The 26266-nt window shown below is 71.2% G+C and carries 28 protein-coding genes; 12 read left to right on the top strand and 16 right to left on the bottom strand.

Annotation, left to right across the window (positions count from 1 at the left end):
• Positions 1–4 precede the first annotated feature (4 nt).
• From ACIBW9_RS24180 to ACIBW9_RS24160, 5 genes are all read right to left on the bottom strand, one after another.
• Positions 5–604: a flavin reductase family protein gene (locus ACIBW9_RS24180; RefSeq protein WP_398958252.1), complete on the bottom strand. Its 600-nt coding sequence runs from the start codon at positions 602–604 to the stop codon at positions 5–7.
• 40 nt (positions 605–644) lie between these two features.
• A complete protein-coding gene (locus ACIBW9_RS24175; protein ID WP_398958251.1) occupies positions 645–1484 on the bottom strand; it encodes an enoyl-CoA hydratase/isomerase family protein in 840 nt (279 codons plus the stop codon).
• Between the two features lie 25 nt (positions 1485–1509).
• Positions 1510–3735, bottom strand: a complete 2226-nt coding sequence (locus tag ACIBW9_RS24170; RefSeq protein WP_398958249.1) for an acetate--CoA ligase family protein — start codon at positions 3733–3735, stop codon at positions 1510–1512.
• 157 nt (positions 3736–3892) lie between these two features.
• The gene (locus tag ACIBW9_RS24165) at positions 3893–5395 is read right to left on the bottom strand and encodes a flavin monoamine oxidase family protein (RefSeq protein ID WP_398958247.1); all 1503 of its coding nucleotides are present in this window, start codon (positions 5393–5395) and stop codon (positions 3893–3895) included.
• Between the two features lie 194 nt (positions 5396–5589).
• Positions 5590–6783, bottom strand: a complete 1194-nt coding sequence (locus tag ACIBW9_RS24160) for a flavin-containing monooxygenase (RefSeq protein ID WP_398958245.1) — start codon at positions 6781–6783, stop codon at positions 5590–5592.
• Between the two features lie 209 nt (positions 6784–6992).
• On the opposite strand from ACIBW9_RS24160, the gene ACIBW9_RS24155 reads away from it, so the two are divergent.
• From ACIBW9_RS24155 to ACIBW9_RS24140, 4 genes are all read left to right on the top strand, one after another.
• A complete protein-coding gene (locus tag ACIBW9_RS24155) occupies positions 6993–7445 on the top strand; it encodes a DoxX family protein (protein ID WP_398958243.1) in 453 nt (150 codons plus the stop codon).
• A complete protein-coding gene (locus tag ACIBW9_RS24150; protein ID WP_398958241.1) occupies positions 7442–7834 on the top strand; it encodes a Zn-ribbon domain-containing OB-fold protein in 393 nt (130 codons plus the stop codon). The genes ACIBW9_RS24155 and ACIBW9_RS24150 overlap by 4 nt, the downstream gene beginning before the upstream one ends.
• A gap of 107 nt (positions 7835–7941) precedes the next feature.
• Complete coding sequence (locus tag ACIBW9_RS24145) at positions 7942–8508, top strand: GNAT family N-acetyltransferase (RefSeq protein ID WP_398958239.1); 567 nt, start codon at positions 7942–7944, stop codon at positions 8506–8508.
• A 60-nt stretch (positions 8509–8568) separates the two neighbouring features.
• Positions 8569–9429, top strand: coding sequence for a GNAT family N-acetyltransferase (locus tag ACIBW9_RS24140; protein WP_398958237.1), 861 nt, complete (start codon positions 8569–8571; stop codon positions 9427–9429).
• Positions 9430–9440: 11 nt separating this feature from the next.
• On the opposite strand, the gene ACIBW9_RS24135 is transcribed toward ACIBW9_RS24140, so the two are convergent.
• Positions 9441–10106, bottom strand: a complete 666-nt coding sequence (locus tag ACIBW9_RS24135) for a pyridoxal 5'-phosphate synthase (RefSeq protein ID WP_398958235.1) — start codon at positions 10104–10106, stop codon at positions 9441–9443.
• Positions 10107–10259: 153 nt separating this feature from the next.
• Between ACIBW9_RS24135 and ACIBW9_RS24130 the strand changes: the two genes are divergently transcribed.
• Complete coding sequence (locus tag ACIBW9_RS24130) at positions 10260–10577, top strand: hypothetical protein (RefSeq protein WP_398958233.1); 318 nt, start codon at positions 10260–10262, stop codon at positions 10575–10577.
• A 95-nt stretch (positions 10578–10672) separates the two neighbouring features.
• On the opposite strand, the gene ACIBW9_RS24125 is transcribed toward ACIBW9_RS24130, so the two are convergent.
• The 6 genes from ACIBW9_RS24125 to ACIBW9_RS24100 all read right to left on the bottom strand — a co-directional run bounded on the left by ACIBW9_RS24125 (position 10673) and on the right by ACIBW9_RS24100 (position 16480).
• Complete coding sequence (locus tag ACIBW9_RS24125; RefSeq protein ID WP_398958231.1) at positions 10673–13864, bottom strand: FG-GAP-like repeat-containing protein; 3192 nt, start codon at positions 13862–13864, stop codon at positions 10673–10675.
• A gap of 202 nt (positions 13865–14066) precedes the next feature.
• Positions 14067–14309 (bottom strand): hypothetical protein, encoded by a 243-nt coding sequence (locus tag ACIBW9_RS24120; RefSeq protein ID WP_398958229.1) that lies wholly within the window; start codon positions 14307–14309, stop codon positions 14067–14069.
• Between the two features lie 138 nt (positions 14310–14447).
• On the bottom strand, positions 14448–14693 hold the full coding sequence (locus tag ACIBW9_RS24115) for a hypothetical protein (protein WP_398958227.1): 246 nt from the start codon (positions 14691–14693) through the stop codon (positions 14448–14450).
• Between the two features lie 66 nt (positions 14694–14759).
• Complete coding sequence (locus tag ACIBW9_RS24110) at positions 14760–14990, bottom strand: hypothetical protein (protein WP_398958225.1); 231 nt, start codon at positions 14988–14990, stop codon at positions 14760–14762.
• Positions 14991–15014: 24 nt separating this feature from the next.
• Positions 15015–16151 (bottom strand): WXG100 family type VII secretion target, encoded by a 1137-nt coding sequence (locus ACIBW9_RS24105; protein WP_398958223.1) that lies wholly within the window; start codon positions 16149–16151, stop codon positions 15015–15017.
• Entirely contained in the window at positions 16148–16480 is a 333-nt protein-coding gene (locus ACIBW9_RS24100) for a type VII secretion target (protein WP_398958221.1), read from the bottom strand. Before ACIBW9_RS24100 ends, ACIBW9_RS24105 begins: the two co-directional genes overlap by 4 nt.
• A gap of 225 nt (positions 16481–16705) precedes the next feature.
• On the opposite strand from ACIBW9_RS24100, the gene ACIBW9_RS24095 reads away from it, so the two are divergent.
• Positions 16706–17053: a DUF1330 domain-containing protein gene (locus tag ACIBW9_RS24095; RefSeq protein ID WP_398958219.1), complete on the top strand. Its 348-nt coding sequence runs from the start codon at positions 16706–16708 to the stop codon at positions 17051–17053.
• Positions 17054–17067: 14 nt separating this feature from the next.
• Here ACIBW9_RS24095 and ACIBW9_RS24090 read toward each other — a convergent pair whose 3' ends face one another.
• A complete protein-coding gene (locus ACIBW9_RS24090; RefSeq protein WP_398958713.1) occupies positions 17068–18237 on the bottom strand; it encodes a thiolase C-terminal domain-containing protein in 1170 nt (389 codons plus the stop codon).
• Between the two features lie 96 nt (positions 18238–18333).
• On the opposite strand from ACIBW9_RS24090, the gene ACIBW9_RS24085 reads away from it, so the two are divergent.
• Positions 18334–19524, top strand: coding sequence for an acyl-CoA dehydrogenase family protein (locus tag ACIBW9_RS24085; protein ID WP_398958711.1), 1191 nt, complete (start codon positions 18334–18336; stop codon positions 19522–19524).
• Positions 19521–19985: a nitroreductase family deazaflavin-dependent oxidoreductase gene (locus tag ACIBW9_RS24080; protein WP_398958217.1), complete on the top strand. Its 465-nt coding sequence runs from the start codon at positions 19521–19523 to the stop codon at positions 19983–19985. The genes ACIBW9_RS24085 and ACIBW9_RS24080 overlap by 4 nt, the downstream gene beginning before the upstream one ends.
• A 6-nt stretch (positions 19986–19991) precedes the next feature.
• Here ACIBW9_RS24080 and ACIBW9_RS24075 read toward each other — a convergent pair whose 3' ends face one another.
• Together ACIBW9_RS24075 and ACIBW9_RS24070 are read right to left on the bottom strand one after the other, a co-directional pair.
• Entirely contained in the window at positions 19992–20261 is a 270-nt protein-coding gene (locus ACIBW9_RS24075; protein ID WP_398958215.1) for a hypothetical protein, read from the bottom strand.
• 67 nt (positions 20262–20328) lie between these two features.
• A complete protein-coding gene (locus ACIBW9_RS24070) occupies positions 20329–20949 on the bottom strand; it encodes a LysE family translocator (RefSeq protein ID WP_398958211.1) in 621 nt (206 codons plus the stop codon).
• A gap of 82 nt (positions 20950–21031) precedes the next feature.
• Here ACIBW9_RS24070 and ACIBW9_RS24065 point away from each other — a divergent pair, with 82 nt between their 5' ends.
• A complete protein-coding gene (locus tag ACIBW9_RS24065; RefSeq protein WP_398958209.1) occupies positions 21032–21484 on the top strand; it encodes an Lrp/AsnC family transcriptional regulator in 453 nt (150 codons plus the stop codon).
• A gap of 75 nt (positions 21485–21559) precedes the next feature.
• Here ACIBW9_RS24065 and ACIBW9_RS24060 read toward each other — a convergent pair whose 3' ends face one another.
• Positions 21560–22207 (bottom strand): TetR family transcriptional regulator, encoded by a 648-nt coding sequence (locus ACIBW9_RS24060; protein WP_398958207.1) that lies wholly within the window; start codon positions 22205–22207, stop codon positions 21560–21562.
• Positions 22208–22330: 123 nt separating this feature from the next.
• Between ACIBW9_RS24060 and ACIBW9_RS24055 the strand changes: the two genes are divergently transcribed.
• The 3 genes from ACIBW9_RS24055 to ACIBW9_RS24045 all read left to right on the top strand — a co-directional run bounded on the left by ACIBW9_RS24055 (position 22331) and on the right by ACIBW9_RS24045 (position 26264).
• On the top strand, positions 22331–23077 hold the full coding sequence (locus ACIBW9_RS24055) for a VOC family protein (RefSeq protein WP_398958205.1): 747 nt from the start codon (positions 22331–22333) through the stop codon (positions 23075–23077).
• A 210-nt stretch (positions 23078–23287) separates the two neighbouring features.
• Entirely contained in the window at positions 23288–25636 is a 2349-nt protein-coding gene (locus ACIBW9_RS24050; protein ID WP_398958203.1) for a PQQ-binding-like beta-propeller repeat protein, read from the top strand.
• 136 nt (positions 25637–25772) lie between these two features.
• On the top strand, positions 25773–26264 hold the full coding sequence (locus ACIBW9_RS24045; RefSeq protein WP_398958201.1) for a hypothetical protein: 492 nt from the start codon (positions 25773–25775) through the stop codon (positions 26262–26264).
• Positions 26265–26266 lie beyond the last annotated feature (2 nt).

Raw genomic sequence — 26266 nt, 5'->3', positions numbered from 1 at the left:
CCGGTTACAGGAAGCGCCCTTTGTGGAACAGCAGCGGCGACCGGGCCGGGGCGGTGCCCGTCCCCAGCGCGTCCACCCGGCCCACCACGATCAGATGGTCGCCGCCCGTGTGCACCGCGTGGATCGTGCAGTCGATCCACGCGAGCGTGCCGGCCAGCCGCGGGGAACCGGAGACCGGTGCCGCGTCGTACGCCACCCCCGCGAACTTGTCCGCGCCGCTCACCGCGAAGCCCCGGCACAACTCGCCCTGTCCGGCGCCCAGGACGTTGACGCAGAAGACGCCCGCGCGGGCGATGCGCGGCCATGTCGTCGACGTACGGCCGACCATGAAGGCGACCAGGGGCGGGTCGAGGGAGAGGGAGGAGAAGGACTGGCAGGCGAAGCCGGCGGGTCCGTTCTCGTCGTCGGCCGCCGGTGCGGTGATGACGGTGACGCCCGTCGCGAAGTTGCCCAGCACCCGCCGGAACTCGGCCTGGTCGACGGGCGCGCGCTCGTCCTCGCCGACGCACCGCAACTCCGGGCGCGGCAGCGCCTCTACGGGGGCCGGGGTGCCGGCCGACCTGAGGTAGCGGACGGCGGCGGCGGCCGCCCCTGCGTGTCCCATCACCCCTCCATTGAAGCTGACGGTACGTCAGATGGGAAGGTCAGCGGCCCTTGAACTCGGGGCTTCTGCGCTCCACGAAGCTCCGTACGCCTTCCTGGGCGTCCGCCGTCGTCATGTTGATCTCCTGGGCGGCCGCCTCGGCGGCGAAGGCCGTCGCTCGGTCGGACTCCAGGGAGGCGTTGACCAGCTGTTTGGTGAGGGCGAGGGCGCGGGTGGGGCCGGTGGCGAGGCGTTGCGCCCACTCGCGGGCCGTCTTGTCCAGCTCGGCGTCCGGGACGACCCGGTTGACCAGGCCCAGCCGTTCGGCGTCGGTCGCGGACACCGCGTCGCCGAAGAACATCAGCTCCTTGGCGCGCTGCGGGCCGATCAGGCGGGGCAGGAGATACGCCCCGCCGCCGTCCGGGACCAGCCCCCGCCGTACGAACACCTCGATGAACCTGGCTGACTCCGCGGCCAGTACGAGATCGCAGGCGAGCGCGAGATGGGCGCCGAGGCCGGCCGCCGTGCCGTTCACCGCCGCGATCACCGGCTTCTCGCAGTCCAGCACGGCGGCGATCAGACGCTGGGCGCCCAGGCGCAGGACGCGGGCCACGTCGCCGGCGACCCGCTCACCGCCGCCCGAGCCGCCCCGCAGATCGGCTCCGGCACAGAATCCACGCCCGGTTCCGGCGATGACGACGGCTCGTACCTCCGGGTCCGCGGAGGCCTCGCCGAGCAGTCGGATGATGCGTTCGCGCTGGTCGGGAGTGATGGCGTTGAGGGCTTCGGGGCGGTTGAGGGTGATGCGGCAGACCTGGTTGTCAGTGGCGTGCTGTACCAATGACTCAGTGGAAATTTCCGGCTCGGAAGTCTTCGTGCCGGTACGGGGGGAATCAGGCATGTCCATCTCATTACGCATGTTCATCTCAGCGGCACACCGCCAGCGCGTCCAGCGCCACGGCCCCCTGCCCCCTGGGCAGCACCATCAGCGGGTTGATGTCGAGCTCCGCGAGCTCGTCCCCGAGTTCCAGCGCCATGCGCTGCACCCGCAGGACGACTTCGACGAGCGCGTCGAGGTCGGCCGGGGGACGCCCCCGGACCCCGTCGAGCAGCGCCCGCCCGCGCAGGTCGCGGAGCATGTCCCGGGCCTGCTCCTCACCGAAGGGCGGCACGCGCACGGCGACGTCGTGCAGCACCTCCACCAGCACCCCGCCGAGTCCGACGGTCACGGTCGGGCCGAACAGCTCGTCGTGTGTGACGCCGACGACCATCTCCACGCCCCGCTCGACCATCTGGCACACCAGGACACCGTCCAGGGACACGCCCTCGTAGCGCGCGATGTCGGTCAGCTCCCGGTAGGCGTCCCGGACCTGGCTGGCGGAGGTGAGCTCGATCTTGACCAGTCCCAGCTCGGTCTTGTGGGCGATCTGTCCGCCGGACGCCTTCATCACCACCGGGTAGCCCACCTGGCCCGCCGCGCGTACGGCCGCTGCCGCGCTGGTCACCAACTGCTCGCGCGGTACGCGGATTCCGTACGCCCGCAGCAGCTGCTTCGCCGCGTGTTCGCTGAGCTGCTTGCCCGGGCGCATCAGTGCCTGCGCCTTGCGGAAGGAGGGCGAGGTGGTGCGGGGGGCCTCGTCGAAGGGGGAGCGGTAGCCGGTGGTGAAGCGGTGGTGGTCGAGGTAGGCGCGGACCGCGGTGATGCAGTTCGCGACGGTACGGAAGGTGGCCACCCGCGAGGAGCCCAACAGGACATCGCGGTAGGCCGGTTCGGTGCCGACCGGGGATCCCCAGACCACGCAGACCAGCTTGTCCGTCCGCTCGGCCGCGTCCACCAGGTCCTGGACCAGCCTGTCGCTGAGGGGAGGGAAGGGGCCGGTGATCGGGCAGATCAGGACGCCCACCTCGGGGTCGTCCAGGATCGCGTCGATGATCTTCCGGCCGCGCCAGTCGCCGACCGGATGCCCGCCGTTGTCGACCGGGTTGGCCACACTCAGATAGTCCGGTATCCACTGGTGCAGCTCGGCCTGCCTGGCCTCCGAGAGGACCGGCAGCCGCAGCCCCGCCTCGGTCGCCAGGTCGGCGAAGTGCGCGCCCGTGCCGCCCGAGATCGAATACACGACGACGCCCTCCGCGCGCGGCGGCCGGGCGCGCGCCAAGAGGGCCGCGGTGTCCTGGAGTTCGTCGAGCCCGTCCACCCGGATCACGCCGAACTGCCGCATCGCCGCGTCCACCACCGTGTCCGCGCCGGTCAGCTTGCCGGTGTGGGAGGCGGCGGTGCGGGCGCCGGTCTCGGTGCGGCCCACCTTGACGGCGACGACCGGCACCCCGCGCCGGGCGGCCCGGTCGGCGGCGAGCAGGAAGGACCGGCCGTCCTTCAGTCCCTCGACGTAGCAGGCGATGGCGCCGACCTCGGGCCGCTCGGCGAAGTAGGAGATGAAGTCGGCGGTCTCCAGGTCGGCCTCGTTGCCGGTGGGCGCCCAGTGGGAGAGCCGGATGCCGAGTTCCTGGAGGGAGAAGACGGGCCGGCCCTGGTGGCCTGACTGGGTGATGAGCGCGATGGCCGGTCCGTCGAGGTCGTCCCGGAACCGCTCGAAGGCGTTGAGGTTGGTGTTGGGCCCGAGCAGCCGCATCCCGGAGCGCCGAACGGCCGCCGCCAGACGCTCCTGTGCGGCCGCACCCTCCGCACCGGTCTCCGCGAACCCGGAGGCGAAGACGACCGCGAACTTCACCTTGGCCTCAGCCAGTTCCTCGAGCACAGGGAGGGGATCGGCGATCAGCAGTACGGCGAGGTCGACCTGCTCGGGCAGGTCGGCGACGGAAGGGGAGCAGGGTATGCCGAAGACGGACGGGCGGCTCGGGTGGACGGGGTGCAGTCGCGCCCCGACCCGCTCGGCCCAGGCCACCAGCTGCCGGGTGATACCGGTGTTGGGCCGCCCCTCGGTGTCCGAGGCGCCGATCACGGCGACGGACTCGGGCCGGAAGAACCGGTCGAGATCGGGTACGTCGGCGTACAGGGGCCGGCCGCTGACGTCGAGGTCGTCGACGTCCGCGGGCCTGCCGTGGACGGCGGGCCCGGGTTGCTCGCCACAGGCGATGACCCGGGCCCGGCGGGAGTCGGTGGTGAGGGTGCCGTGGGTTGATCCAAGCATCGGTCCGCCCGCTCCTCTGAGACAGCTCTGAGACGGCGCCAATAGCTGACGCTCAGTCAGATTACTGAACTGACGCCATGTCAGGAACGGGCGTGCACGCAAAGTTGAACGGGCACTCAAGGCCGGACGGGAAGCCGGCCGGCCCCGGCGGGGCGCCTCACAGCTCCGCAAGCACCTCCCTGGCCACCCGTTCCCCCGACCGCACGGCCCCGTCCATGTACCCGTTCCAGTAGGTGGAGGTCTCGGTGCCCGCCCAGTGGATGCCGCCGACCGGCGCCCGCAGGGCGGCCCCGTACTCGGTCAGGACGCCGGGCGGGGCGTAGGCGACCGGGCCGCCCCGGGAGAAGCCCTCGTTGTCCCAGCGCTGCAGCACGAAGGAGGTGGGCGACTTTGCCTTGTCGCCGAAGTAGTTGACGTAGTCCTTGAGCACGGCGGCCTTGACCTCGGCGACGCTCGACGCGTCGTACGCCCGCATCTCGTCGGCCTCGATGAAACCCATCAGGGCGCCGTAGGAGGCGTCGGGCGGTGAGTTGTCGAATGTCGAGCGGACCACGCCGGAGTCGCTGACGACCTGGCCGTTGAGGCCGTCGGCCCGCCAGAAGGGGGTGTCGTAGACCGCGATCGCCTTGCCGATCGAGCCCATCGGCAGCCGCTGGCTCAGCTGGTCCCGGGAGGCCGGCAGCAGCGGGTCGAAGGCGATGCGCGCGGCCAGCGGCGGAGGCACGGCGACGACGACCTTCTTCGCCGTCACCGTCACCCCGTCCGCGGTCACCACGTACTTGTTGCCCGACTGCGCGATCGACCGCACCGGCGCGCTCAGCACCACCCGGTCGCCGAGCGTGGCGGCCAGCTTGATCGGCACCTGCTGGGAACCGCCGACGAAGCGGGACTCCTGGGCGCCGTTCGCGGTGTCGGTGAGGCGCTCCAGGGTGCCGGCGTTGGACTCGTTGCCGGCGGCGGCGATGTAGAAGAGCACGAAGAGGAGGGAGAGTTCACGGGGCTGCGCGGAGAAGATCGACGTGCACGCCACGTCCAGCAGGAACTTGGCGGACGGGATAACCGCGTTGGCGTTCAGCCAGCTCTCGAAGGTCTGCTTGTCCCACTCGGCGGCCTTCGCGGCGGTCCAGGGTGCGTCGACCGGGACCTTCTTGGCCATGTCGTCCAGCGAGGCCTGCACGATCGCGGCGTTGGCGAGCCCGGCCGCGTCGACGGGTGGGACGGACCCGAGGATGCCGTCGGTGGCGTACGGGGTCCTCTTGCCGTCCTTGTAGAGGAGGTTCTTGCCGGTGTTGTAGGTGGTGAAGGTCGCCACGCCCAGGGAGTCGGCGAGGGCCTTGATGCGGTCCTGGGTGGGGCCGATGAACTCGCCGCCGCCCTCGGTGAAACCGCCGTTCGCCAGCGACAGGTTGACCACCCGGCCGCCCACGCGGTCGCGGGCCTCCAGAACGGCCACGGTCTTGCCACCGGCCACCAGGTCGCGGGCCGCCGTCAGTCCGGCGAGCCCGCCGCCGACTATGGCGACGTCCACGTCCCGCGTGGTCGCGGCGGAGGCCGTACCGGCGGCCGTGGCGGTCAGGGTGACGGCTCCGGCAGCGGCGGCACCGCCGAGCAGGGAGCGTCGGGAGAGGGCTTTCGGGTGGTGCTGTCTTTCGCGTGCCACGTGCGTCCTCCGTATGGAGAGAGTGTGGGGAGAGTGTGGAGCCAGAAAGTGAGCAGCGTTCACATTCTGGCCCCGAACAGCGGCACGCTTCAACGCTCCCGTCACATCTGACTCATGCGTAACGAGAGTTCCAGGGAAGGGAGTTGAGGGTTTTGGAGGGCGTTGAGGTTTTTCGGGGGGTGAGCGCTTCTACGTCATCCGGGCAGGCGGGACAGCGCGTCGCCGCCGTTCTTCACGATGGTCTTCGCGATCTTCTCGGAGTCCATCGCCACCTCGCGGAGCGTGCCGCTGATGGGGGTGGTGAAGCCGGTGAAGTGCAGACCGGGGGCGTGCTGCGGGGTGCGGGCGCCATGCGCCACGGGTCTGCCCCGCGCGTCGAGCACGTCGAGGTGACCGACGAGGCCTTCCAGGGCGCGGACGTATCCGGTGGCGGCGATGACGGCCTCCGGGGAGACGCGGGTGCCGTCGGCGAGGACGACCTTGCCGTCCTCGAAGCCGTCGACGGCGGCGACGACCTCGACCCGCCCCTTGCGGACGGCGTCGATGAGACCGACGTCCTGCACCGGGATGGCGCCCTCCTTGACCCGGCTGTACAGGCCGGTGTCGGGCCGGGGCAGCCCCTGTGCGGAGAGGTCGGGGACGCTGAGCTTCGCCATCGGCCGCGCGAGCCGGTCGACCAGCCCGGTCGGCAGCCGCCGTACCAGCACGCCTGTGTACTGGGCGGCCCATCCGGCGGTCGAGCGGCGCACGATGTGCGGGGCCGTCCGCACCGACAGCCGCACCCGCGAGGCGCCGCCCTCCACCAGGTCCACGGCGATCTCGGCGCCGGTGTTGCCGACGCCGACGACCAGGACGTCACGGTCGGCGTAGGGCGCGGGACTGCGGTACTCGCCGGCGTGTAGGAACTCACCGGTGTAGGCGTCGAGGCCGGGCCAGTCGGGGACGTACGGGGTGTGGTTGTAGCCGGTGGCGACGACCACCGCGGCGCCGGTCAGTTCGCGGCCGCCCGTGGCGTGCAGCAGCCAGCCCTCGCCGTCGGGGGTGCGCTCGACGCGGGAGACTTCGACGCCGGTGACGATCTCCAGTGCGTGCACCTCGGCGTACTTCTCCAGGTACCGCACCACGTCGTCCCGTGCCACCCATCGCCCGAAGCGGCGCGGCATCGGCAGTCCGGGCAGGGCCGACAGACGGCGGGTGGTGTGCAGGTGGAGCCGGTCGTAGTGCCGCCGCCAGGCCGCACCCACCCCGTCGGACTTCTCCAGGACGACGGCCCGTATCCCCCGGGCCCGCAGCGCATACGCGACGGAGAGCCCGGCCGGGCCGCCGCCGATGACGTAGACGGGGCGCCGGCGGTCCGGTGCGCTTGCGGACGGAGAGGAGTCGGCCATGAGCGCGAGCGTAATCACGCACCGGGTTGATGGGTCTCGGTCAAGCCCGGAATTGGTTGCGGATTGATCACGCCTGTAGGAGGGGTGGGTGGGACTGGTGACGTAGGCCACTCGGTTGTGATCATTCGGCGAGTGCGCCCGGGGCGGGGTTGCCGGGGTGGGATGCACGGCGCTTCCCGGATCGCGCGATCTGACGTACCGTCAGATTCATGGATGCGATCTGGCTCACGGGCGCGGAATGGCTGGCCGTGCTGCGCATAGGACTCGGGCTGTGGTGGCTGGAGAGCTGGCGGCACAAGGACCGCAAGGCCTGGTTCGAGCGCGGGACCGGGATCGCGTGGGCGGCGGGCATCGCCGCGAAGCACCGCTGGAACGCGGTCCGGTCCGGCTTCGAGGTCATGGTGGCGCCGCGCCCGCGGACGATGGCGTACGTCGTGGTGTACGCGGAGCTCGCGATCGGGCTGGGGCTGGTCGTCGGGTTCCTGAGTCCGATCGCGCTGGTCGGAGGGCTGCTCCTGAACGTCCTCTACTTCACGCTCATGATCCACGACGTGGCCGAGCAGGGGCAGAACTCGATGATGGCGCTGATGTCGGTGGTCGCGCTGTTCGGGATGTCGTGGCAGACGTGGTCGCTGGACGCCGTGGTGGGGTGGTTCGGGTGACCACGCGCCAGGACGTCCCCGAGACCGACGCCTTCACACGGACCTACTGGGACGCGGCCGCCGAGGGCAGGCTGCTGATCCGGCGCTGCGGGGCGTGCGGGCGGGCCCATCACTACCCGCGCGAGTTCTGCCCGCACTGTTGGAGCGAGGACGTGCAGTGGGAGCGGGCGAGCGGCCGGGCGGTGCTCTACACCTGGTCCGTCGTCCACCGGAACGAGCTGCCGCCCTTCGGCGAGCGGACGCCCTACGTGGCCGCGGTCGTCGACCTGGCGGAGGGGCCGCGGATGATGACGGAGGTGGTGGGGTGCGGGGCGGGTGAGCTGCGGGCGGGGGCCGAGCTGGAGGTGGCGTTCCGGGAAGGGGTGCCGGTATTCCGGCCGCGCAAGTGAGGCGTAGGGGTTTGAATGGGCTGATGAGCTCTGCAGACGCGCAGCACATCGAACGGCGTTCGCCAGCCCCTTCTTCCTCTTCCTCCTCGTCATCCTCCTCCTTCTCCATGCCCGATCTGCACGGTCATGGCATCCGTCTGCGCCCGTGGGACGCGGAGTCGGACGCCGATGCCGCGGCCTGGCTGCGTGGGCTCACGGACCCGGAGTTCCGGCGCTGGAACACCCCGCTCAAGCAGGTCGACGACCTGGCCGGCGCGCGCGAGTCGCTGCGGGGCAAGGTGCTGGCCTCGGCGGACGGTTCGGAGGCGCCGTACTGCGTGACCGACGCGGCGAGCGGTGCGGTGCTGGGGCACATCGGCGTCAATGCGATCGACTCCCTCCTGAGCGTTGCCCGGGTCGGGTACTGGGTGCTGCCCGAGGCCCGGGGGCGGGGAGTCGCCGTCCGCGCTCTGGCGGTGGTCTCCCGCTGGGCGCTGAACGATCTGGGGATACACCGGCTGGAGCTCGGCCATGCCCTCGGTCATGAGGCCTCGTGCCGTATCGCCGAGCGGTGCGGGTTCCGCTACGAGGGGACGTTGCGCGGCGCGATGTTCGAGGCGGGGCGGTACGACGCGTTCCGGGACGTGCATCTGCACGGGCGGATCGCCACGGATCCGGAGCCGCCCATTCGGTGACGGGAGCCGTGGGCCCGTAATTCGGAGGCGTCGGGGCGAAGGCGCGCGGGATCATGGGGCATGCGTCCCGATGACTGGTACCTCACCGACGACCTGGACACCTTCCTGACGCGCGCCGGGGGCTTCCTCCGCTCCCGCCCCGCCCTGCACACCGTCCCGCTCACGGTGACCGAGGGGCTGCGGACGCGCGGCTCGCGGTACTACGGCGCCGAGGCCCCCTACTTCGGCGTACTGGAGTCGGAAGGCGCAGTCAGGGCGGTCTACTTCCGCACGCCTCCCTACCGGCTGTGCGTCACCTCCCTCACACCCGACGAGGCCGACTCCCTCGCCGCTCACCTCGCCGGTCTGGGCCGCCCGGTCCCGGGAGTCACGGGTGAGCGCTCCACGGTCGAGGCCGTGGCACGCTCCTGGGAGCGGCACACCGGCGCGGCGACGACGCTGCACCAGCGGCAGCGGCTGTACCGGCTGGGCACGTTGACGGTCCCGCAGCCGGTCCCAGAGGGGCGACCGAGAATCGCCGACGCGACGGACCGGGAGCAACTGGTGCGGTGGTACGGCGAGTTCATGGAGGCCATCGGCGAGAGCGGCGCGGAGCGTGCGGAGGGGTGGGCCGACTCGCGCATCTCCTACGGCGGGACGACGTTCTGGGAGGCCCACGACGGGACCCCCGTGGCCATGGCGGGTGTGACACCGATGGTCGCCGGACAGATCCGGGTCGCCCCCGTCTACACCCCGGCCCATCTGCGCGGCCGCGGATACGCCGGGGCGGTCACGGCCGAGGTCAGCCGGGCGGCCCTCGCGGCGGGCGCGACCGAGGTGCTGCTGTTCACGGACCTCGCCAACCCGACCAGCAACGCGCTGTACCAGCGGATCGGGTACCGGGCGGTGGCGGACTTCACGGTGTACGACTTCAGGGCATGAGGGGCCGCGGCCTACGGCCACAGCAGCTCTTTGGCCCAACCGCTCTCGTCCCGACGGTAGTTCAGCCGTACATGCTGTCGGCGCTCGTCACCCTGGAAGAACTCCACCTCGTCCGGGCGGAGCCGGTACAGGGTCCAGGTCGGCACCGGGGCGTCGGGTTCCTGCTGGGCCCGTTCCCAGGCGGCCTCGGAGGCCTGTGCCAACTCCTCCACGGCGCCCAGGACTTCGCTCTGGCGTCCGGTGAGGGCGGCGGCGAGGGCGCCGGTCGAGCGGGCGTGCAGGTCTCCCTGGGACTCCTGGGCCGGGGCGGCGGTGACCGGGCCGCGCAGCCGGACCTGCCGGCCCAGCGCCGGCCAGTAGAAACAGAGGGCCGCATACGGCCGGGCCGCCAGCTGTCCGCCCTTGCGGCTCGTCGCATGCGTCGCGAAGGCCCAACCGTCCGCGTCCGCGCCGTGCAGCATCACGATCCGTACGTCCGGGGTTCCGTCCGCGTCCGCCGTGGCCAACGACATGGTGTGCGGCTCCTTCTGGCCGGCTGCCACCGCCTCGGCGAACCACGCCGTGAAGAGGGGCAGTGGTTCGGCGGGGGCGTTCGCCGGGTCGAACGGGCGCAGCTGCGTGACCTCCGGGTCCCAGACCCGCAGCGACCTCAGCAGTTCATGAAGATCCGTTCCCATGGGTCGAGTATCACCGTTCCTAGGGTGGTTGGCCGGTACCGGCCAACTCGCCGTCATCCGGACGCGCGGTACGGTGGCCCCCCGAACGGTCTTGGGGGCCGGGGAACAGCGCGAGCGACCACCGCCGACCAGCCGGCTGCCGGCGTCTGGACCGTGGGCGTCTCCTCACCCGGCCCCTTCCAGGACACCCCCGCCCCCGAGACCACCGCCGAGATCACGATGACGGCCACCACCGAGCCGGTCGACCCCGGCGCCACGGCCTCGACGGGAGCGTTCTGGGGCTACAGCGCCAAGCACGATTCCCTCCCGGTGGCCGCGGGCAGGACGGGCACGATGACCCTCACCCTCGCCCCGGCGGCCCCCGTCGGCACGGTCGTCCACGGGATCCTCCACGTGGACAACGACACGGCGATGGGCGGCGCGAACGGCTCCGAGATCATCGGCATCCCGTACACGTACACCGTCGGCTGACACGGCCGCCCACCGAAAACGACCGCGGCCGCCCCTTACTCCTAAGGGTCGGCCGCGGCGTCATCCGCCCGTTCATGCGGCGTAGAACTCCTGGCTCAGATCACCGACTTGTACCCGCCCCAGCCGGTGGCGATCTTCGTGCGTCCGCCGAAGGAGCCCGTGCCGTTGCCGTTGTTGCGCCACAGGGTGCCGCTGGAGTCCCGGGACACGAGGTCGGCCTTGCCGTCACCGGTGATGTCCCCGACGCCGACGATCACGTCGTACGAGCCGCCCCAGTCGCTGAAGAGCTTCACCGGCGCCTTGAAGGTGCCGTCGCCCTTGCCGTCGTACCGGTACAGGGTGTTGGACTTGTCCTGGGCGAGCAGATCCCCGACGCCGTCGCCGTTGAGGTCACCGGTGCCGACGACCTTCTTGTACGTCTTCCAGTTGTCGTAGAGCTTCACCCGCGCCGACAGCTTGCCCGTGCTGGTCCCCCTGTAGAGGTACACGGCACCGGTGGCGGCGTTGCGGGCGAGCAGGTCCGGGCGGCCGTCCTTGGTCACGTCACCGGGAGAGGTCAGGACGTCGTACTGCGTCCAGCCGCTGGTGCCGAGGGTGGTGTACGGCGTCGACGGGGTGACCGCCTTGCCGCAGCCCGGCGTGTACCGCCGCAGCGCTCCGGAGCTCAGCCGCACCAGCACGTCGTTGCAGCGGTCGCCGCTCAGATCGCCGTAGGACACGAACTTCGCGCTCGTCGGCCAGCCGCTGCCGGTGACCTTGCCGGAGAAGGTTCCCGTGCCGGTGCCCCGTTGGACGGTGAGTCCGCCGGAGGAGTCGAGGGTGAGCAGGTCGCCGATGCCGTCGTTGCCGGCGTGGTCGTGGAGCGCCGCCGAGCCTTCCGTCACCTTGGTGGTGCCGGAGCGGGTGAGGGGCGTGCCGGTGCCGTCGGCGGGGGCGGCGGTGAGGGTCCAGGTGTAGGTGCCGTTCGGGACGAGGCGGCCGGTGGAGTCCTTGCCGTCCCAGGTGGCCGTCAGGAGGCCGCGAGCGGCGGAGCCGGACAGGGAGCGGACCGTGGCGCCGGACGCCGAGCGGATCGTCACCTGCCAGCCGGCGGCAGGCTTGGAAAGCCACCAAGTTCCGGACCAGCCCGCCGGCTTGGGGGCGACGGCCGCGTCGATGGCGGTGAGCGCGGAGGTGGGGACGCCGGTCGGGACGATGTGGATGCGCTGCTCCCGGTCGGCGTAGGCGACCTGGCCGCCGAAGCGGTCCACGGTCCAACTCGTGCGCGCCCCGACGTTGTCCCGGCCGAGGTCGGTCCAGCCGGCGAGCTTGTGGTGCGGCAGATCGGCGTGGCTCCCGCTCGCCGGAAGGCCGTTGTGGAGGTCGAAGAGGGTCAGCCCGCTGTCCGATTCGATGCCGGCGAGGGCCTCGACGAGGTAGCCGTCGCCGAGCAGGACCTGGCCGTCCGGGGCGGTGGCCGTCTTCTTGGTCGTACGGTCGTAGACGCCCGAACCCTGGACGTCACCCCAGTTGTCCTCGCACACCCAGTACACCCAGCGGCCCACGGCCTGGAGATCGGACGGGGTGCAGCCGTTGCGGGTGGTGAAGGTCTCCCCGGCGGTGCCGGCGGGAAGCGTCGTCGCCGTCACCTTGCCGCCGCTCGCCGCGCCGCTCCACAGGGTGTCGCCCCAGACGGCCGCGGCGACCCGGTCGCGCTTCTGGAGCACCTTGCCCGTGCCGGTGAAGTCGACGACGTACTGCTTGCCCGAGGAGGCACCGTCGACGACGCCGTACCGCCCGGAGAGGTCCTTCAACCGCGGGGTGCTGTCGCCGGTGTCGACGGTCGGGCCCCAGTCGGTGGCGCCGTTGGCGCGCAGCATGGTCAGGTCGGACTCGGTGGCGTCCCTGCGGCCGTGGAAGCCGGTGCCGTCGGCGAACATCTGGATGCAGCGGGGGCGGTACGGGGAGCAGTCGCCGTCCCATCCCCTGACGAGACCGTCCACCGTGGACTTGGCGATCCCGCTGCCGGTGAGCCAGGTGCTGCGGTAGGCGCCGAGGATCGTGTGCGGCTCGTACAGCGTGCTGTCGTCGGCCGTGGTGAGGATGCCGCTGCCGAGGGAGAGGCCGTGGATCTGCGCGGGCATCGGGTCGACGGAGGTCACGCGGGTGCGGGTGAGGGAGCCGTCGTCGCCCTGCGCGATGCGGTAGATGCCCCAGTCGAGGTCGCCGCGCTCGACGTACTGCGCTGCGCCCGCCACGAGGAGGGAGCCGTCCGGTGTCTGGACCACGCCGTGCGCGGCCGGGTCCATGACCTTGGCCATGTCGGTGTCCGTGCCGTCGGTGCTGAAGGCGAACAGCGGCTGGCCCCGGTACTGGTTGTCGCCGGGGGCGATCGGTGCCAGGCCGATCAGCTTGTCGCCGACGACGCCGTACGACGCCTCGTAGGTCAGGGACGACGTGTCGAAGGTCCGCGGCGCGGCCGACAGGTCGTCACGGTCGTACAGGTCGGCCTTGCCGCGCCCGGGCCGGAGCCGCAGCACCGAGCCCTTCGACAGCCGGAAGCCGGTCACCTCCCAGTGGTCCGTGTCGTTCACCCGGTCGGGCAGCGCGCTGAACACGCCCGTGGTGAGGTCGACGATGCCCCAGTGCTGCTGGACCCCTTCGTCCCCGTCCGTCTCGTAGCGGAGGATGACGGACCGTGCGTCGCCGTCCTCGACCGAGAAGGACCGCTGTCCCTCCGGCAGGCCGGTCGCCGGAGACTCGGCGACTCCGCCACCGTCCTGGGCGCGCCGCAACCGCAGCGCACCGGTGCTCTTGCTCGCGGTGAGGACCGTGTCTCCGAAGGTGCCCAGGTAATCGTCGTACTCCGACACCGGTACGACCGTCGAGCCGCCGCCCTTGAGGAGGGTGACCTGGTCGTCCTCGTCGGAGTAGAGGGCCACGGTGTCGGAACCGCGCCCGTAGTAGCCCATCTGGAAGGACGGGGACGACTGGTAGGAGCCGGTGTCGATGTCGTACTGGACCGGCACATCCAGCCGCTGCTCCAGTGCCGTGGTGGTGCCGGAGGCGTAGTCCGTCCACAGCAGCCGGTCGTCGCCCTCCTGCGTCCAGAGGAACCCGCTGGTCCCCGCGTTGAGGATCTGCGTGGCCCGGGGCACGGCCCGCGCGGCGGCCGGTACGACGACCTCCCCGGCCGTGGCGGCGACGGACGGTGACGGCAGCGCGGCGAGCGGGAGGCTCAGCGTCAGCGCCGCCGCCAGGACGACCGCCGTACGGGCAGAGGGTCTGTGTCGGCCAGGTTGGGCCACGGTTCCTCCGGAAGGCAAGAAGAAGCATGGCGGGACCACGGCGACACCCTGGTCGCCTCCCGGCCCCCCGGCCGCTCCCCCCACGCGAGTGAGGGGAGACTAACAGCATGGGCATGGCAAGGTGCCAGGTGGTCGGGTCAGACCGTTCGGGTTGTTGTGCGCGACCCCCGCAAGGATCATGTCGCCGGCCCGTCGTGCACGGTCACCACAGCCCGAAGCTCCAGCCGGCGACTGCAAGACCGAACACGAGCATCACCGGCCCGAGAACGTAGTTGCCCCACTTCTTCTGATCGCTGACGCTCCAGAGAGCGATGGTCAGGGCGGCGCCGATGACGACGATCAGGCACCCGCCAACCCCGAGGAGCGCCCAGAAGAAGCCGGCCCAGGTGGCGGGGTGGTCCGGGTTGGGGTCCGAAACGGCCGCAAGCCTCACGTCGTCGATCATGCTTACGCGTCCTTCGCCAGATCCTGTACATCCGCCTCGATACCGGAGCCGGCAGCGTGGACGCCCGTGTGCAAGGCGGTGCGTCGGCCGTGAGCCCGCCGCCCACCTTGCCCACTGCGCCGTTGTCGGTGGTGCCGCTCAGAACAGCCACACGCCGAAGGCGATGATCGCAAGGCCCACGACCCCGAAGCACCCCGTCGTGGCGAGGAGAACACGCCACTGCCCGGGGTAACGCGGCTGTTCGGTGCTGCGCCACGTAGCGAATGATGCGAGCAGACCGACGAAGATGACCGCGCACCCGGCCATGACGATGAGCATCGCGAAGAAGCCGCCCCAGGTGGCGGGGTGGTTCGGGTTCGGGGTCCAGGTGGCCGCAAGTCTCATGTCGCCCCCACCTCGCTCGTCCGGTAAGGGAGAGGCACTGGGCCCGGATCGCCCGACGTCACGCGGTCACCACAGCCACACGCCAAGGGCGACGACGGCAAGACCGATCGTGATGGTCACCGGCCCGATCGCGTAACCGGCCCACTTCCTCCGGCCTACGAGGTCCCGCACACCGATGGACATGGCTCCACCGACAAGGACGATCACGAACCCCGCGAGCATGACGAGCGCTGCGAAGAAGGGGAGCCAGCCGGGGTCGTAGTGGGGGTTGTTGTGCGCGACCCCTGCCAGGATCACGCCCCCCAACTCACCGTGCACGAATCACTCGCTCGCTTTCTTGGCGTCCTTGACCAGTTCCTGGGCATCCGACTCGATGCCCGAGCCCGCCGCGTAGACCGCCGTGTTGAGGCCGGTGCCGGCGGAGTTCTTGTATGCGGCGTCGGCGAGCCTGCCCCGGTCGCTGAGGTGTTCGCCACCGAGGCTGCCGCCTTCCTCCATGTGGTGGAAGTGGGCGTCGTTGGCGGCGTTCCCGGTCGCTCCGGTCAGCGCGTTCGTCGCCGCGTCCCATCCGATCGTCGCGCCGTCCTGGCGGTTCCACACGTCAGCCGTGAGGCCGCCGCTGATGTTGCCCAGCGAGCCGTTGACCGCGCTGCCGACCCTGCCCTCGCCGCTGAGGACCTTGCCGACCGCGCCCGTCAGGTCGGCGCCCTCGGCCAGTGCCCCGCCGCCTGCGGTGAATGCGGCCGTGCCCAGGGCCTCCTTGCCGCCGGTGGAGAAATCCTTGCCCACCGTGATCGGCTGCCCGGTGACCGCCTGGTTGAGCATCGCGCTGCCCGAGTCCGCCACGAAATTGGTGACGAAACTCTCCGCCCCCTTCTTGAGGAACTTCGCGGCGAACTCGGCCACCTTCGCCAGCCTCGCCGCCCCGGCCTCGCTGAGCGCACCGAACCGCTCCAGCAGAGCCGCCACCTTCTCCGCCGCCGAGCTGAACAGCTTCACCAGGTCGACGATCCTGGCGACCCGGGTGGCCACGGCCGTGTTCGCGACGAGGTCGGAGAGGAAGCCGGTGAAGAAGGACAGCGCGGCGCCCGCGATCTCCATCTCGGCGATCTCGACACAGATGTCGATGATCTCCTCGTTGATCTTGTCGATCTCGTCGGCGTACGCCCGCAGCCCGTCGGCCACCTGGTGGAAGTTGTGGGCGACATCGTCGATGACGCGCTTCTGCTCCGCCCAGTGCTTCTCGAAGGCATCGTGGGCCTCGCCGTGCCAGCCCTGCTTGTCGATGCCCTGGATCTGCACGTCGAGGGCGTGCGCGACCTCGGTCAGCTCGTTGCCCATGGTGTCCCAGGCACCGGCGATCGTGCGGAGCGTGTCGCCGTTGCCACCCGGGAGCTCCACCCCGCAGGCCTGCAGGATGTCCAGAACCTTGCCGTCGATCCAGCTGTTGATGCTCACGCCGGGCCTCCCGCGGGCTGGGTCGCGGCGCGCAGATGGTCCACGGCTGTCTGGTCCGAGTTCTGGTAGTTGGTGGCGTTCAGGCGCAGGCGGTCGCCGTCGCTGGTGAGCACGCCGGGCAGCTGCCCGAGTGCCTTGAGAGTGCTGGTCAGCAGCGTCTGGTACTTCTGCGCCGCACCGTCGCAGGCGCCGAGCAGGCCGAAGGCCTCTCCGATCTGGGACGCGGACGCCGCGAAGGCGTCGATCGGCTTCGCCAGGTCCTTCGCTTCCCTGTCGAACTTCCCGGCGAGTTCGTTCAGCGTGTCCGGGTCGACACCGAACTGGCTCATTCCCGCTCCCCCGTTGTTGGTACATGAGCAGAGACCAGCAGTACCGGAGGCTGTGATCCGCCGGGAAGGGCTGTTTGCGGGTTCAAAAGGACTGTTTGCGGGTTCAAGACGCGATGATGACGCTCCCTTGGCCCCTTACCTCTCAGGTCATCGACCCCACCACGCCGGCCCTGCCACGATCGTCGGCATACGGACCCCGACCGACCGGAAGGACGGCAACACGCCATGACCGCCTACGCCATAGCCCACCTGCGGGAGGCCGCCCCGCACCCGGAGATCGCCGAGTACATCGAGCGCGTATCCGGCACCTTCGAGCCGTACGGCGGCCGTTTCCTGGTGCACGCCACGCAGCACGAGGTGAAGGAGGGCAGTTGGCCCGGGCATGTCGTGGTGATCGGTTTTCCCGGGATCACCGAGGCGCGGGCCTGGTGGGACTCGCCCGCGTATCAGGAGATCGCGCCGCTGCGCTCGCGGCACATCGACGGCGACATCATCCTGGTCGAGGGTGTCCCCGCGGGCTACGACCCCGCCTCCACCGCGCGTGCGATGCGCGAGGCCCTGGCTGCCCAGTAGCCCCCGCGAGCCGGTCACCTGCCCAGCACCACCGTCCCCGAGGAGCAGAACCAGCCCCCGGTGCCCGAGGCCACCCCCAGCCGGGGCAACTCCCCGTCCGACGCCCGCACCTGCCGCGCCCCCGCCTCTCCGCGCAACTGCCGTACCGCCTCCACCAGCAGAAACAACCCCCGCATCCCGGGGTGTTGGGCCGACAGCCCGCCGCCGTCCGTGTTCACCGGCAGCTCCCCGCCCTCGACCCTCAGCCGCCCCTTCTCCACGTACGCCCCGCCCTCACCCTTCCCGCAGAACCCGAGATCCTCCAGTGTCACCAGCGTCATGTAGGTGAAGGCGTCGTAGATCTGCGCGAAGTCCATTTCCGAAGGCCCGACCCCGGCCCGCTCGAACGCCAGCCGCCCGCTCACCGCCGCCGGCGACACCGTGAAGTCGGGCCACTCGGACATCGCGGCGTGCGAGACGTGCTCCCCGGTGCCGAGCACCCAGACCGGAGCGGTACGGCAGTCGCGTACGTACTCCTCGGCGGCCAGCAGCACCGCCGCCCCGCCGTCGGAACGTATGCAGCAGTGCAGCTTGGTGAAGGGGTCCGCGATCATCGGGCCGGAGAGGACCTCGTCCACGGTGACCGGGGTGCGGAACATCGCGTCCGGGTTCAGCGCGGCGTTCGCCCTCGCCTGTACGGCGACGGACGCCAACTGCTCGACGGTCGTGCCGTGTTCGATCATGTGGCGGCGGGCCGCCATCGCGTACTTGGCGATCAGCGTGTGGCCGTACGGCACCTCGAACTGCAGCGGGCCGCGCGCGCCGAAGGAGAGGTCGCCGGTGCGGCGGCCCGCCTTGATGTCCGCGCGGGCCGTCGAGCCGTACGCCAGCAGGACCGCGTTCGCGTGGCCCGCCGCTATCGCGTCCGCAGCGTGGGCCGCCATCACCTCCCAGGTCGAACCGCCGACCGCGGTGGAGTCGACCCAGGTGGGGCGCAGGCCCAGGTACTCCGCCACCTCGACGGGAGCGAGGGTGCCCGTGCCCGCCGAAGCGAAGCCGTCCACCACCTCACGGCCCAGCCCCGCGTCGGCCAGCGCCCGGCGGGCCGCCTGGGCGTGCAGGGTGTACGGGGTCGCGTCGTCCACGCGGCCGCAGTCGGAGAGGGCCACGCCGACCACGGCGACCTTCCGGCTCCGGGAAGTCATCTGCGTCATGCGAGGCCTCCTGCCTCTGTGCATATCGTTCCACCGCTCCTAATATGACGGACCGTCAGATCTGGAGGGAAGAGAGTGGGGACAGCCATGGACGCCGGCTTCACGGCGGAGCAGGACGGGATCCGCCGCACCCTGCGCGAACTGCTCCGCAAACGCTGCGGTCCCGCGGAACTGCGCGCCGCCCTCGACACCCCCGCCGGACACGACCCGGCCCTGTGGACCACCCTCGCCGACCGGCTCGGCCTGCCCGGACTCGCCCTCCCGGAGGCGTACGGCGGAATCGGCTGCTCGACGACCGAACTCGCCCTGGTGGCAGAGGAGTCGGGCAGGGCCCTCGCCCCCTCCCCGCTCCTCGCGACCTGTGTGCTCACCGCACCCCTGATCCTCGCCCTCGGCACCGAAACGCAGCGAGCCGCCCTGCTGCCCCGCATCGCCGACGGCACCCTCACGGCCGCCCTCGCCGTCCCGGGCGCCGCCCTCGCCACCGCCCTCGCCCTCACCGGCACGGGCGACGGCGACTGGTCGGGCGGGGGGCGCGCGGGAGGCGTCCAGGCCCGGCGGGCGGGCGACGGCTGGCGGCTGTACGGGCAGGTCGACCAGGTGCTGGACGGCCACAGCGCGCAGCTCCTGCTGGTCGCCGCACACACCGGCGGCTACGCCCGCTCGCGCACCCTCCTCTTCCTCGTGACGGGGGAGGCGCCCGGGCTCGTACGCATACGCCGGACCGCGCTCGACGCGACCCGTCCGCTGGCGGGTGTCCAACTGCGGGACGTGGGAGCCGAGTTGCTGGGTGCGGAAGACGGGGATGACGTCCTCGACGCCCTCTCCGCCGTGGGGGACACGGCCGCCGCCGTGCTGGCCTGCGAAGCCGTCGGGGCCGCCGACCACGCGCTGGAGCGGACCGTCGCATACGTGAAGCAACGCGAGCAGTTCGGCCGGGCGATCGGCTCCTTCCAGGCCGTGAAGCACCGGCTGGCCGACGTGTACGTCCAGGTGCAGGCGGCACGCTCGGCCGCCTACTACGCCGCCTGGGCCGCCGCCCACGGCGAGCGGGTGGGCGGGCTCGCCCTTGCGCAGGCCCTTGAGGCGCTGCGCGGCGCCGCCGCCGAAGGGATCCAGCTGCACGGCGGCATCGGTTTCACCTGGGAGCACGAGGCTCATCTGTACTTCAAGCGCGCCGCGGGCGACGAGCTGCTGTTCGGGCCGGTCCACCGGCTGCGGGCGCACGCCGCCGACGCGGCGCATCTCTTCGAGCAGGGTCGCGAGGTGGCGGTGTGATCGGCGAACGGCTGGTGCAGAAGGTGTCCTCCACGAGGGGCTTCGCGAAGGTGGCGCCACACGTGGTGCCGAGGCTCGACAGGGCCGTACACCGCCTGACGCGCGGAAAGTACCTGCTCAGCGCGCAGATGCTGCCCGGAGTGATCCTGACGACCACGGGTGCGCGCAGCGGCCTCCCACGTCGTACGCCGCTGGCCTGTATGCCGGAGGAGGGCGGCTGGCTCGTCATCGGCTCCAACTTCGGCCGCACCGACCATCCGGCCTGGACCCACAACCTCCTCGCCCGCCCCGACGCCGAGATCAGCTGGAAGGGCCAGGACATCCCGGTCAGGGCCCGGCTGCTGGAGGGTGAGGAGAGGGCGGCGGCCTGGAAGGCGTTGCTGGCCTTCTGGCCGCCGTATGCGACGTATCAGGCTCGGGTGGAGCGGGAGATACGGGTGTTCAGGGTGGTGCGGAGGTAGTCGGTGTCAGTGCGACGACTGGTTATGGGTGCAGGCCACGTCGTACTGGGAGACCGAGTGTGCGTTCTTGGAGTTCTGCGGCTGTTCGCCGGCGTAGTGGGTGCCGGCGTTGCCGGCGGGGTTGAAGGCAGAGCCGGGCGCACTGACCGAGTTCCCCGGAGGATTGGGGGTGTCCTCGCAGGACGCGCCGGGCTGGGCCGCGAAAGCGATGCCCGCGCCTCCGGTGACCAGCGCAGCCGAAGCCACCGCCACGGCTGCTCGCTTCAGGAGGTTCATGATCGCCTCTCCTTTCGCGGAGTACGTGCCCATACGTACGTAAACCGGGCGGGAAGTGTTCAATGAGCTACAACGTCGCCAACCGCTGCACCAGCAAAAACGCCCCGATCCCCAGCATCGCCGCCCCTGACGTCCGCGTCACCGCGCGGGCCGCGGACGGGCGGGTGCCCAGGACGGCTCGGGCGCCGAGGCCGACCGTGAGGTAGACGGCGGCGCAGCACGCCATGTGGAGCAGGCCGAGGGTGGCGGTCTGGACCGGGACCGGCAGGCTCCCGTGGGCGGTCAGGAACTGCGGCAGGACCGACAGGTACAGCAGCAGGCCCTTGGGGTTCAGACCGCTGATCGTCGCGCCGCGCAGGAAGACGCGGGCGCGGGAGGTCCCGGCGGGTTCGTCCGTCGTGCCGGGGGTGCCCGGGTGGCGCAGCACTCCCCAGCCCAGCCACACCAGGTACCCGGCCCCCGCGACGGTCAGCGCGGTCAGCAGCCGCGGCTCGCCCGCCACCAGCACCGCGAGTCCCGCCACCGCCAGCGCCGTGTGCACCGCGTACCCCGCCACCAGACCGCCCACCGCCCAGCCGACGGAACGCCCGCGCAGGCCGGCCGTGATCGCGTACGCCCAGTCTGCGCCCGGCACGCACACCAGCAGGAGGTCGAGGGCGAGGAAGGAAAGCAGCAGTCCGGTGTTCATGAGGGCGACATTAGGCCCGAATGTCCCGAAAGTGTTGCCGCATTTTGCTCACCGGGCCCGGATTCATGGAAGGAACTACTCCATGGACGACGTGGATCGGAAAATCCTTGCCGAGCTGCAGCAGGACGGGCGGCTGACCGTCACCGAGCTGGCCGGGCGGGTGCGGCTGAGTGTCTCGCCGTGTCATCGGCGACTGCGGGAGCTGGAGCGGTCGGGGGCGATCAGCGGGTACCGGGCGGTGGTGGAGCCGGCCGCGGTGGGGCTGACCTTCGAGGCGCTGGTCTTCGTCTCCATGCGGCAGGAGGACCGGGACACGGTCGCCGGGTTCGAGCGGGCGCTCGCGGACATCCCCCATGTCCTGGACGCGCAGCGGCTGTTCGGTGAGCCCGACTATCTGCTGCGGGTGGCCACCGCCGACCTCGCCGCCTTCCAGCGGCTGTACGACGAGCGGCTGGCGACGCTGCCTGGAGTGCAGCGGCTGACGTCGACGCTGGTGATGAAGCACGTGGTGCGGGACCGTCCACTCCCCGCATAGCGCAGCAGGCGGCGGCTCACCGTCGGGTGAACCACCGCCTGCCAGACAGGACTTGGGCCTGGAAAAAAGGGAGCTCTATTTCGTCGGCTTCTTGCCAGTCACACCCAGGTGCACCAACAGGGCCAGATTCGGCTTGAGTTCGGCCTGCTTGACGCCCCAGGTCTGGAATCCCTTCTGGTGCGAGGCGACCGCCGCGAGCATCGCGACCAGCGAACCGGCGACCGCCGCCGGGTTCACGTCCTTGTCGACCCTTCCCTTGGACTGCAGTTCGGTGATCGAGTCGGTGAGGGAGTTGTTCACCGAGTTGAGGATCTTCATGCGGATCTTGTAGAAGCGTTTGTCGCCCTCGGCCGCACCGAGGTCGACGACACGCAGAATCGCGTCGTTCTTGCGCCAGAACTCGAGGAACCCGTCCACGAGTTCCTGCGCGGCCTGCCAGCCGGCCTTGCCGACCCAGGAGCGGCCCTCCAGGAGGGTGGTCAACTGCCCGCCCTCGGCGGCCATTTGCTCGGCGATCTCCAGGACGGCGCCCTCGACGTCCGGGAAGTACTGGTAGAAGGTCGCGGGCGAAGTCCCCGCTTTCCGGGCGACATCGATGACTTTGACGTCCCGGTAAGGGGAGGAGCTGAGCATCTCGCTGAGGCAGTCGAGCAGCTTCTGCCGGGTCGCCTGCCCACGCCGGCCGGCCACGCGGCCGTCGACGGTACGCACTTGTCCTGTCATGTCGTCAGCTTACCGAGGGGTGATGGGAGCGCGATTCGGCCGACTGCAAATGGGGTGTGCGAGAGGGTGGAGACAGGTGTGCCTGGTCCTGCGGGGTGCGTGAGTCGCCGTTAGTTTGGCGGTATGGCCGAAAACAGGGCATCCGCGTACGGAGAGGGCGTCCCGTGCTGGGTGGACGCGCAGCTTCCCGATGTGGAGGCGGGGAAGCGGTTCTACGGCGAGCTCTTCGGGTGGATCTTCGAGGACCGGCCGGAGGCGCCCGGCGGCTTCGTGTGGGCCCGTAAGGAGGGGGAGCCGGTAGCCGCGCTCGCCCGTAAGACGGACGGGCGGCTGCCCACCGTGTGGACGGTGTACTTCGCGACGCCGGACGCCGAGGCACTGGCCGACCGGATCTGGGCGGCCGGCGGGCAGGTCGTCACGGCGCCCGCGCCGGTCGCGGAGCTGGGCACGGCCGCGCTGGTCACCGACCCCGAGGGCGCCGTCTTCGGGCTCTGGGAGCCGGGCAGCCACCCCGGCTTCGGCCGACGGCACGAGCCCGGCACCTTCGCATGGGCCGAGCTGTACGCCCGGGACGTGGAGGTCGCCAACACCTTCTACGGCGATCTCTTCCATGACGCCCTGTTCGGGCCGGAGGCCAGGCCCGACTTCGGGCGGGCGGCCGTCTCGGAGGTCTTCCCGGCCGAGATGCCACCCCACTTCCTGGTGCACTTCGGCGTCGAGGACTGTGACGCGGCACTCGGGACGGTGAGCCGTCTCGGGGGCCGGATCTGGGCGCCAGTATTCGAGACGTCGTACGGCAGGGTGGCCGTCGTCACCGACAATCAGGGGGCGTCGTTCGCCGTGCTGGAATCACGCAGGCAGACCGACTGAAAACTGCTGAAATAGACCGACTGAAACAGATCGTGCGGTGAAACGTACCGTTTTGGGGTGAGGCATCCCGACTCGGTCCCGGGTTCGCAACCAGTGCCCGGGACAGGAAGAATCAGGGTGCGTGCCGCCATGGCGGTGCGGTGGTGAGACGCTGCACGGGGTCGCGTAGAGATGTGGCCGGCGCGGCCCGTACGGGGAGGTGGCAGGCAAGTGGTGGATCAGCTGACACAGCACGATCCGCGGCGTATCGGTCCGTTCGAAGTGCTGGGGCGGCTCGGTGCCGGCGGCATGGGGCTGGTCTATCTCGCACGCTCGGCGTCCGGCCGGCGCGTGGCGATCAAGACGGTCCGTACGGAGCTCGCCGAGGACCAGCTGTTCCGCGTCCGCTTCTCGCGCGAGGTCGAGGCCGCCCGGGCGGTCTCCGGCTTCTACACGGCGGCCGTGGTCGACGCCGACGCACGCGCCGCCGTGCCGTGGCTGGCCACCGCGTATGTGCCCGCGCCCTCCCTCGAAGAGATAGTGAACGAGTGCGGGCCGCTCCCGGCCCAGGCGGTGCGCTGGCTGGCGGCGGGTGTGGCCGAGGCGCTGCAGTCGATCCACGGCGCCGGTCTGGTGCACCGGGACCTGAAGCCCTCGAACGTCCTCGTCGTCGAGGACGGCCCCCGGGTGATCGACTTCGGTATCGCCTCCGGCGTTTCGAACACGCGTTTGACGATGACGAACGTGGCGGTGGGTACGCCCGCCTACATGTCGCCGGAGCAGGCGAAGGACTCGCGGTCCGTGACCGGCGCGAGCGACGTCTTCTCGCTCGGTTCGATGCTTGTCTTCGCCGCCACCGGGCATCCGCCCTTCCACGGCGCCAACCCGGTCGAGACGGTCTTCATGCTGCTGCGGGAGGGCCCTGACCTGGAGGGCCTCCCGGACGAGCTGCGCCCGCTCATCGAGTCCTGCATGCAGATGGAGGCCACCGCCCGCCCCAACCCGGCCGACCTCCAGGCCCAGCTGGCCCCGCACCTCTTCGGCTCCGGCACCGACGACAGCGGTACGGCCTCGGCCTGGCTGCCCGAGCGGGCGGTGAGCCTGATCGAGGCGCGCCGCAACGGCCGCCCGGCGGCCAAGCCGGGCCAGGGCGGCGGCCGCAGCGGCGGCGGCGCCCGCCCCGCCCCCGTGCCGCCCCCGCCCCCGCACGACCCCGTCGTACCGGCGTCCCCCGTGTTCGCCGGCGCCCCCGACACCGGCCCCGTCCGGCTGGCCGGCGCCCAGGTGCCCATCGGGCCGGGGCCGCGGGTCGCCGACGTCCGCGCCGCCGCCGTGAAGGCACCTCCTCCGGAGGCCGCCCTGGCCGCCTCCTGGTCCAAGCCGCGCCCCGGAGTCAACGGCGCGGACCCCGTGGCACCCGCCGCGCTGCCCGCGCCCCCGGAGGCCGCGGCAGGCTGGCGCCCCTGGCGTTTCCGCATGTCGAACGACGTATGGGGCACCCCGTCGGTCTCCGGCGACCTCGTCTACGTCACCTCCTTCGAGGTGCACGCCCTGGACGTGGCCACCGGCCGCCGGCGCTTCAAGACGCGGGACGTGGCCTGGACGATGGCGGTCGCCGACGGCCGTATCCACGCCTCCGACGGACCGACGCTGTTCGCCCTGGACTGCCGTGAGGGCGCCGACCTGTGGCGGCTGTCCACGGACGCGTGGGTGTACTCCCTCAAGGCCGACCGGGGCACCGTCGTCACCGGCACGCGCGGTGGCGGCGTCCAGGCCTGGGATGCGTCCAACGGCCAGAAACTGTGGGAACTCACCGGGGCGCAGACCGACTTCGAGTCCCCGGAGGCCGGGCCCACCGTCCACGAGGGCACGGTCTACGTCTGGCAGGACGCCCGGCTGCGCGCCCTGGACGCCCGCACCGGCAAGGAGCGCTGGTCCTACCCGATCGGCGACGCGGCCTCCTGCGGCGGCGTCCCGGTACGGGTGACGCCCGCCCCGGACGGGTACGTGTATGTCTCCGCCGGCACCCGGGTCCTGGCGGTCGACGTGGCGAGCGGCCATGTGAAGTGGCACTTCGAGGCCCCCGCGGTCTTCCTGTGCCCGCCCACCTTCGCGCCCGGCCCCGCGGTCACCGGCGGCGGCATCTACCTGGTCGACTACCTCGGCACGGTCTACGCCCTCGATGCCGCCGACGGCCGCGACCGCTGGCGCATCGCCACCGAGTCCCGGGCGTCGATCGACCCCGTTCTGGTGGCCGCCGGGCACGTCCACGTGGGCAGCGGCAAGGGCCTGTACACCCTGGATGCGGTCACCGGCACCCCCAAGTGGCGCTTCCAGGCGGGCGGCGACATCGTGGGTGCCCCCGCGGTGGCGGAGGGCCGCATCCACTTCGGGTCCACGGACCACCTGCTCTACACCCTGAAGGCCGACGACGGGCGGCTGCGCTGGAAACTCGCCACCGGTGGCGAGATCACCGGCTCCCCCGTCGTGAAGGACGGCGTGGTGTACGCGTGCAGCAAGGACCGCTGTGTGTACGCGCTGGACGCGGAGAAGGGGACGGGGACCGCGCGGTCTGCCTGAGCTGTGGGGTGACGGCCGTCGTACCGGTGTCACGGAAGGGTGTGGACGGCGGCCGTCCCACCTAGACGCTACGCCGGGTACGCGGCGGTCGCCACGCGGTGACATGGCCGTGACAGCAGTTCGCTAGAGTAATGGCGTGAATACACGGGGGCGCACACTCAAGTACACGGCCGTCATCGGGTTCGTGGTCCTGTCGCTGACCGGCTTCTCGGGGCGGCACCACGGCATCGGCAAGCACCATCACAGCAGCGGCGGATGCAGCAGTTCGTCGCAGGACCACGACACGTCGTCGCACACGACGACCACCACCGGGGGCAGCGGTTCGTACGCGTCCCCGTCCACGGCCGCTTCGCTGTCGCCCGCCATGGCGGTCCTGCTGAAGTGCGCGACCGTGCAGCAGCCGTACGCGACCGTCGAGGTCAGCAACCCGAACGACACCGCGGGCACCTTCGAGGTCACCGTCACCTTCCGGGACGCGAAGGGTGGTGCCGCCGGAAGCCGGGTCGACATGGCGAACGTGCCCGCGCACGGGACGGCGACGGTGAGGGTGAACGTGGGCGGCAGCAACGACCTTGTCGCGCGCATCAAGCACTGCGAGGTGGCCGACCAGGCGCCGGCCGCGAGCTGACG

The sequence above is a fragment of the Streptomyces sp. NPDC049541 genome (assembly GCF_044465725.1).
Taxonomy (GTDB): domain Bacteria; phylum Actinomycetota; class Actinomycetes; order Streptomycetales; family Streptomycetaceae; genus Streptomyces.
The sequence above is the reverse complement of the archived record's forward strand: the minus strand, read 5'-3'. Positions and strand labels throughout refer to the sequence as shown.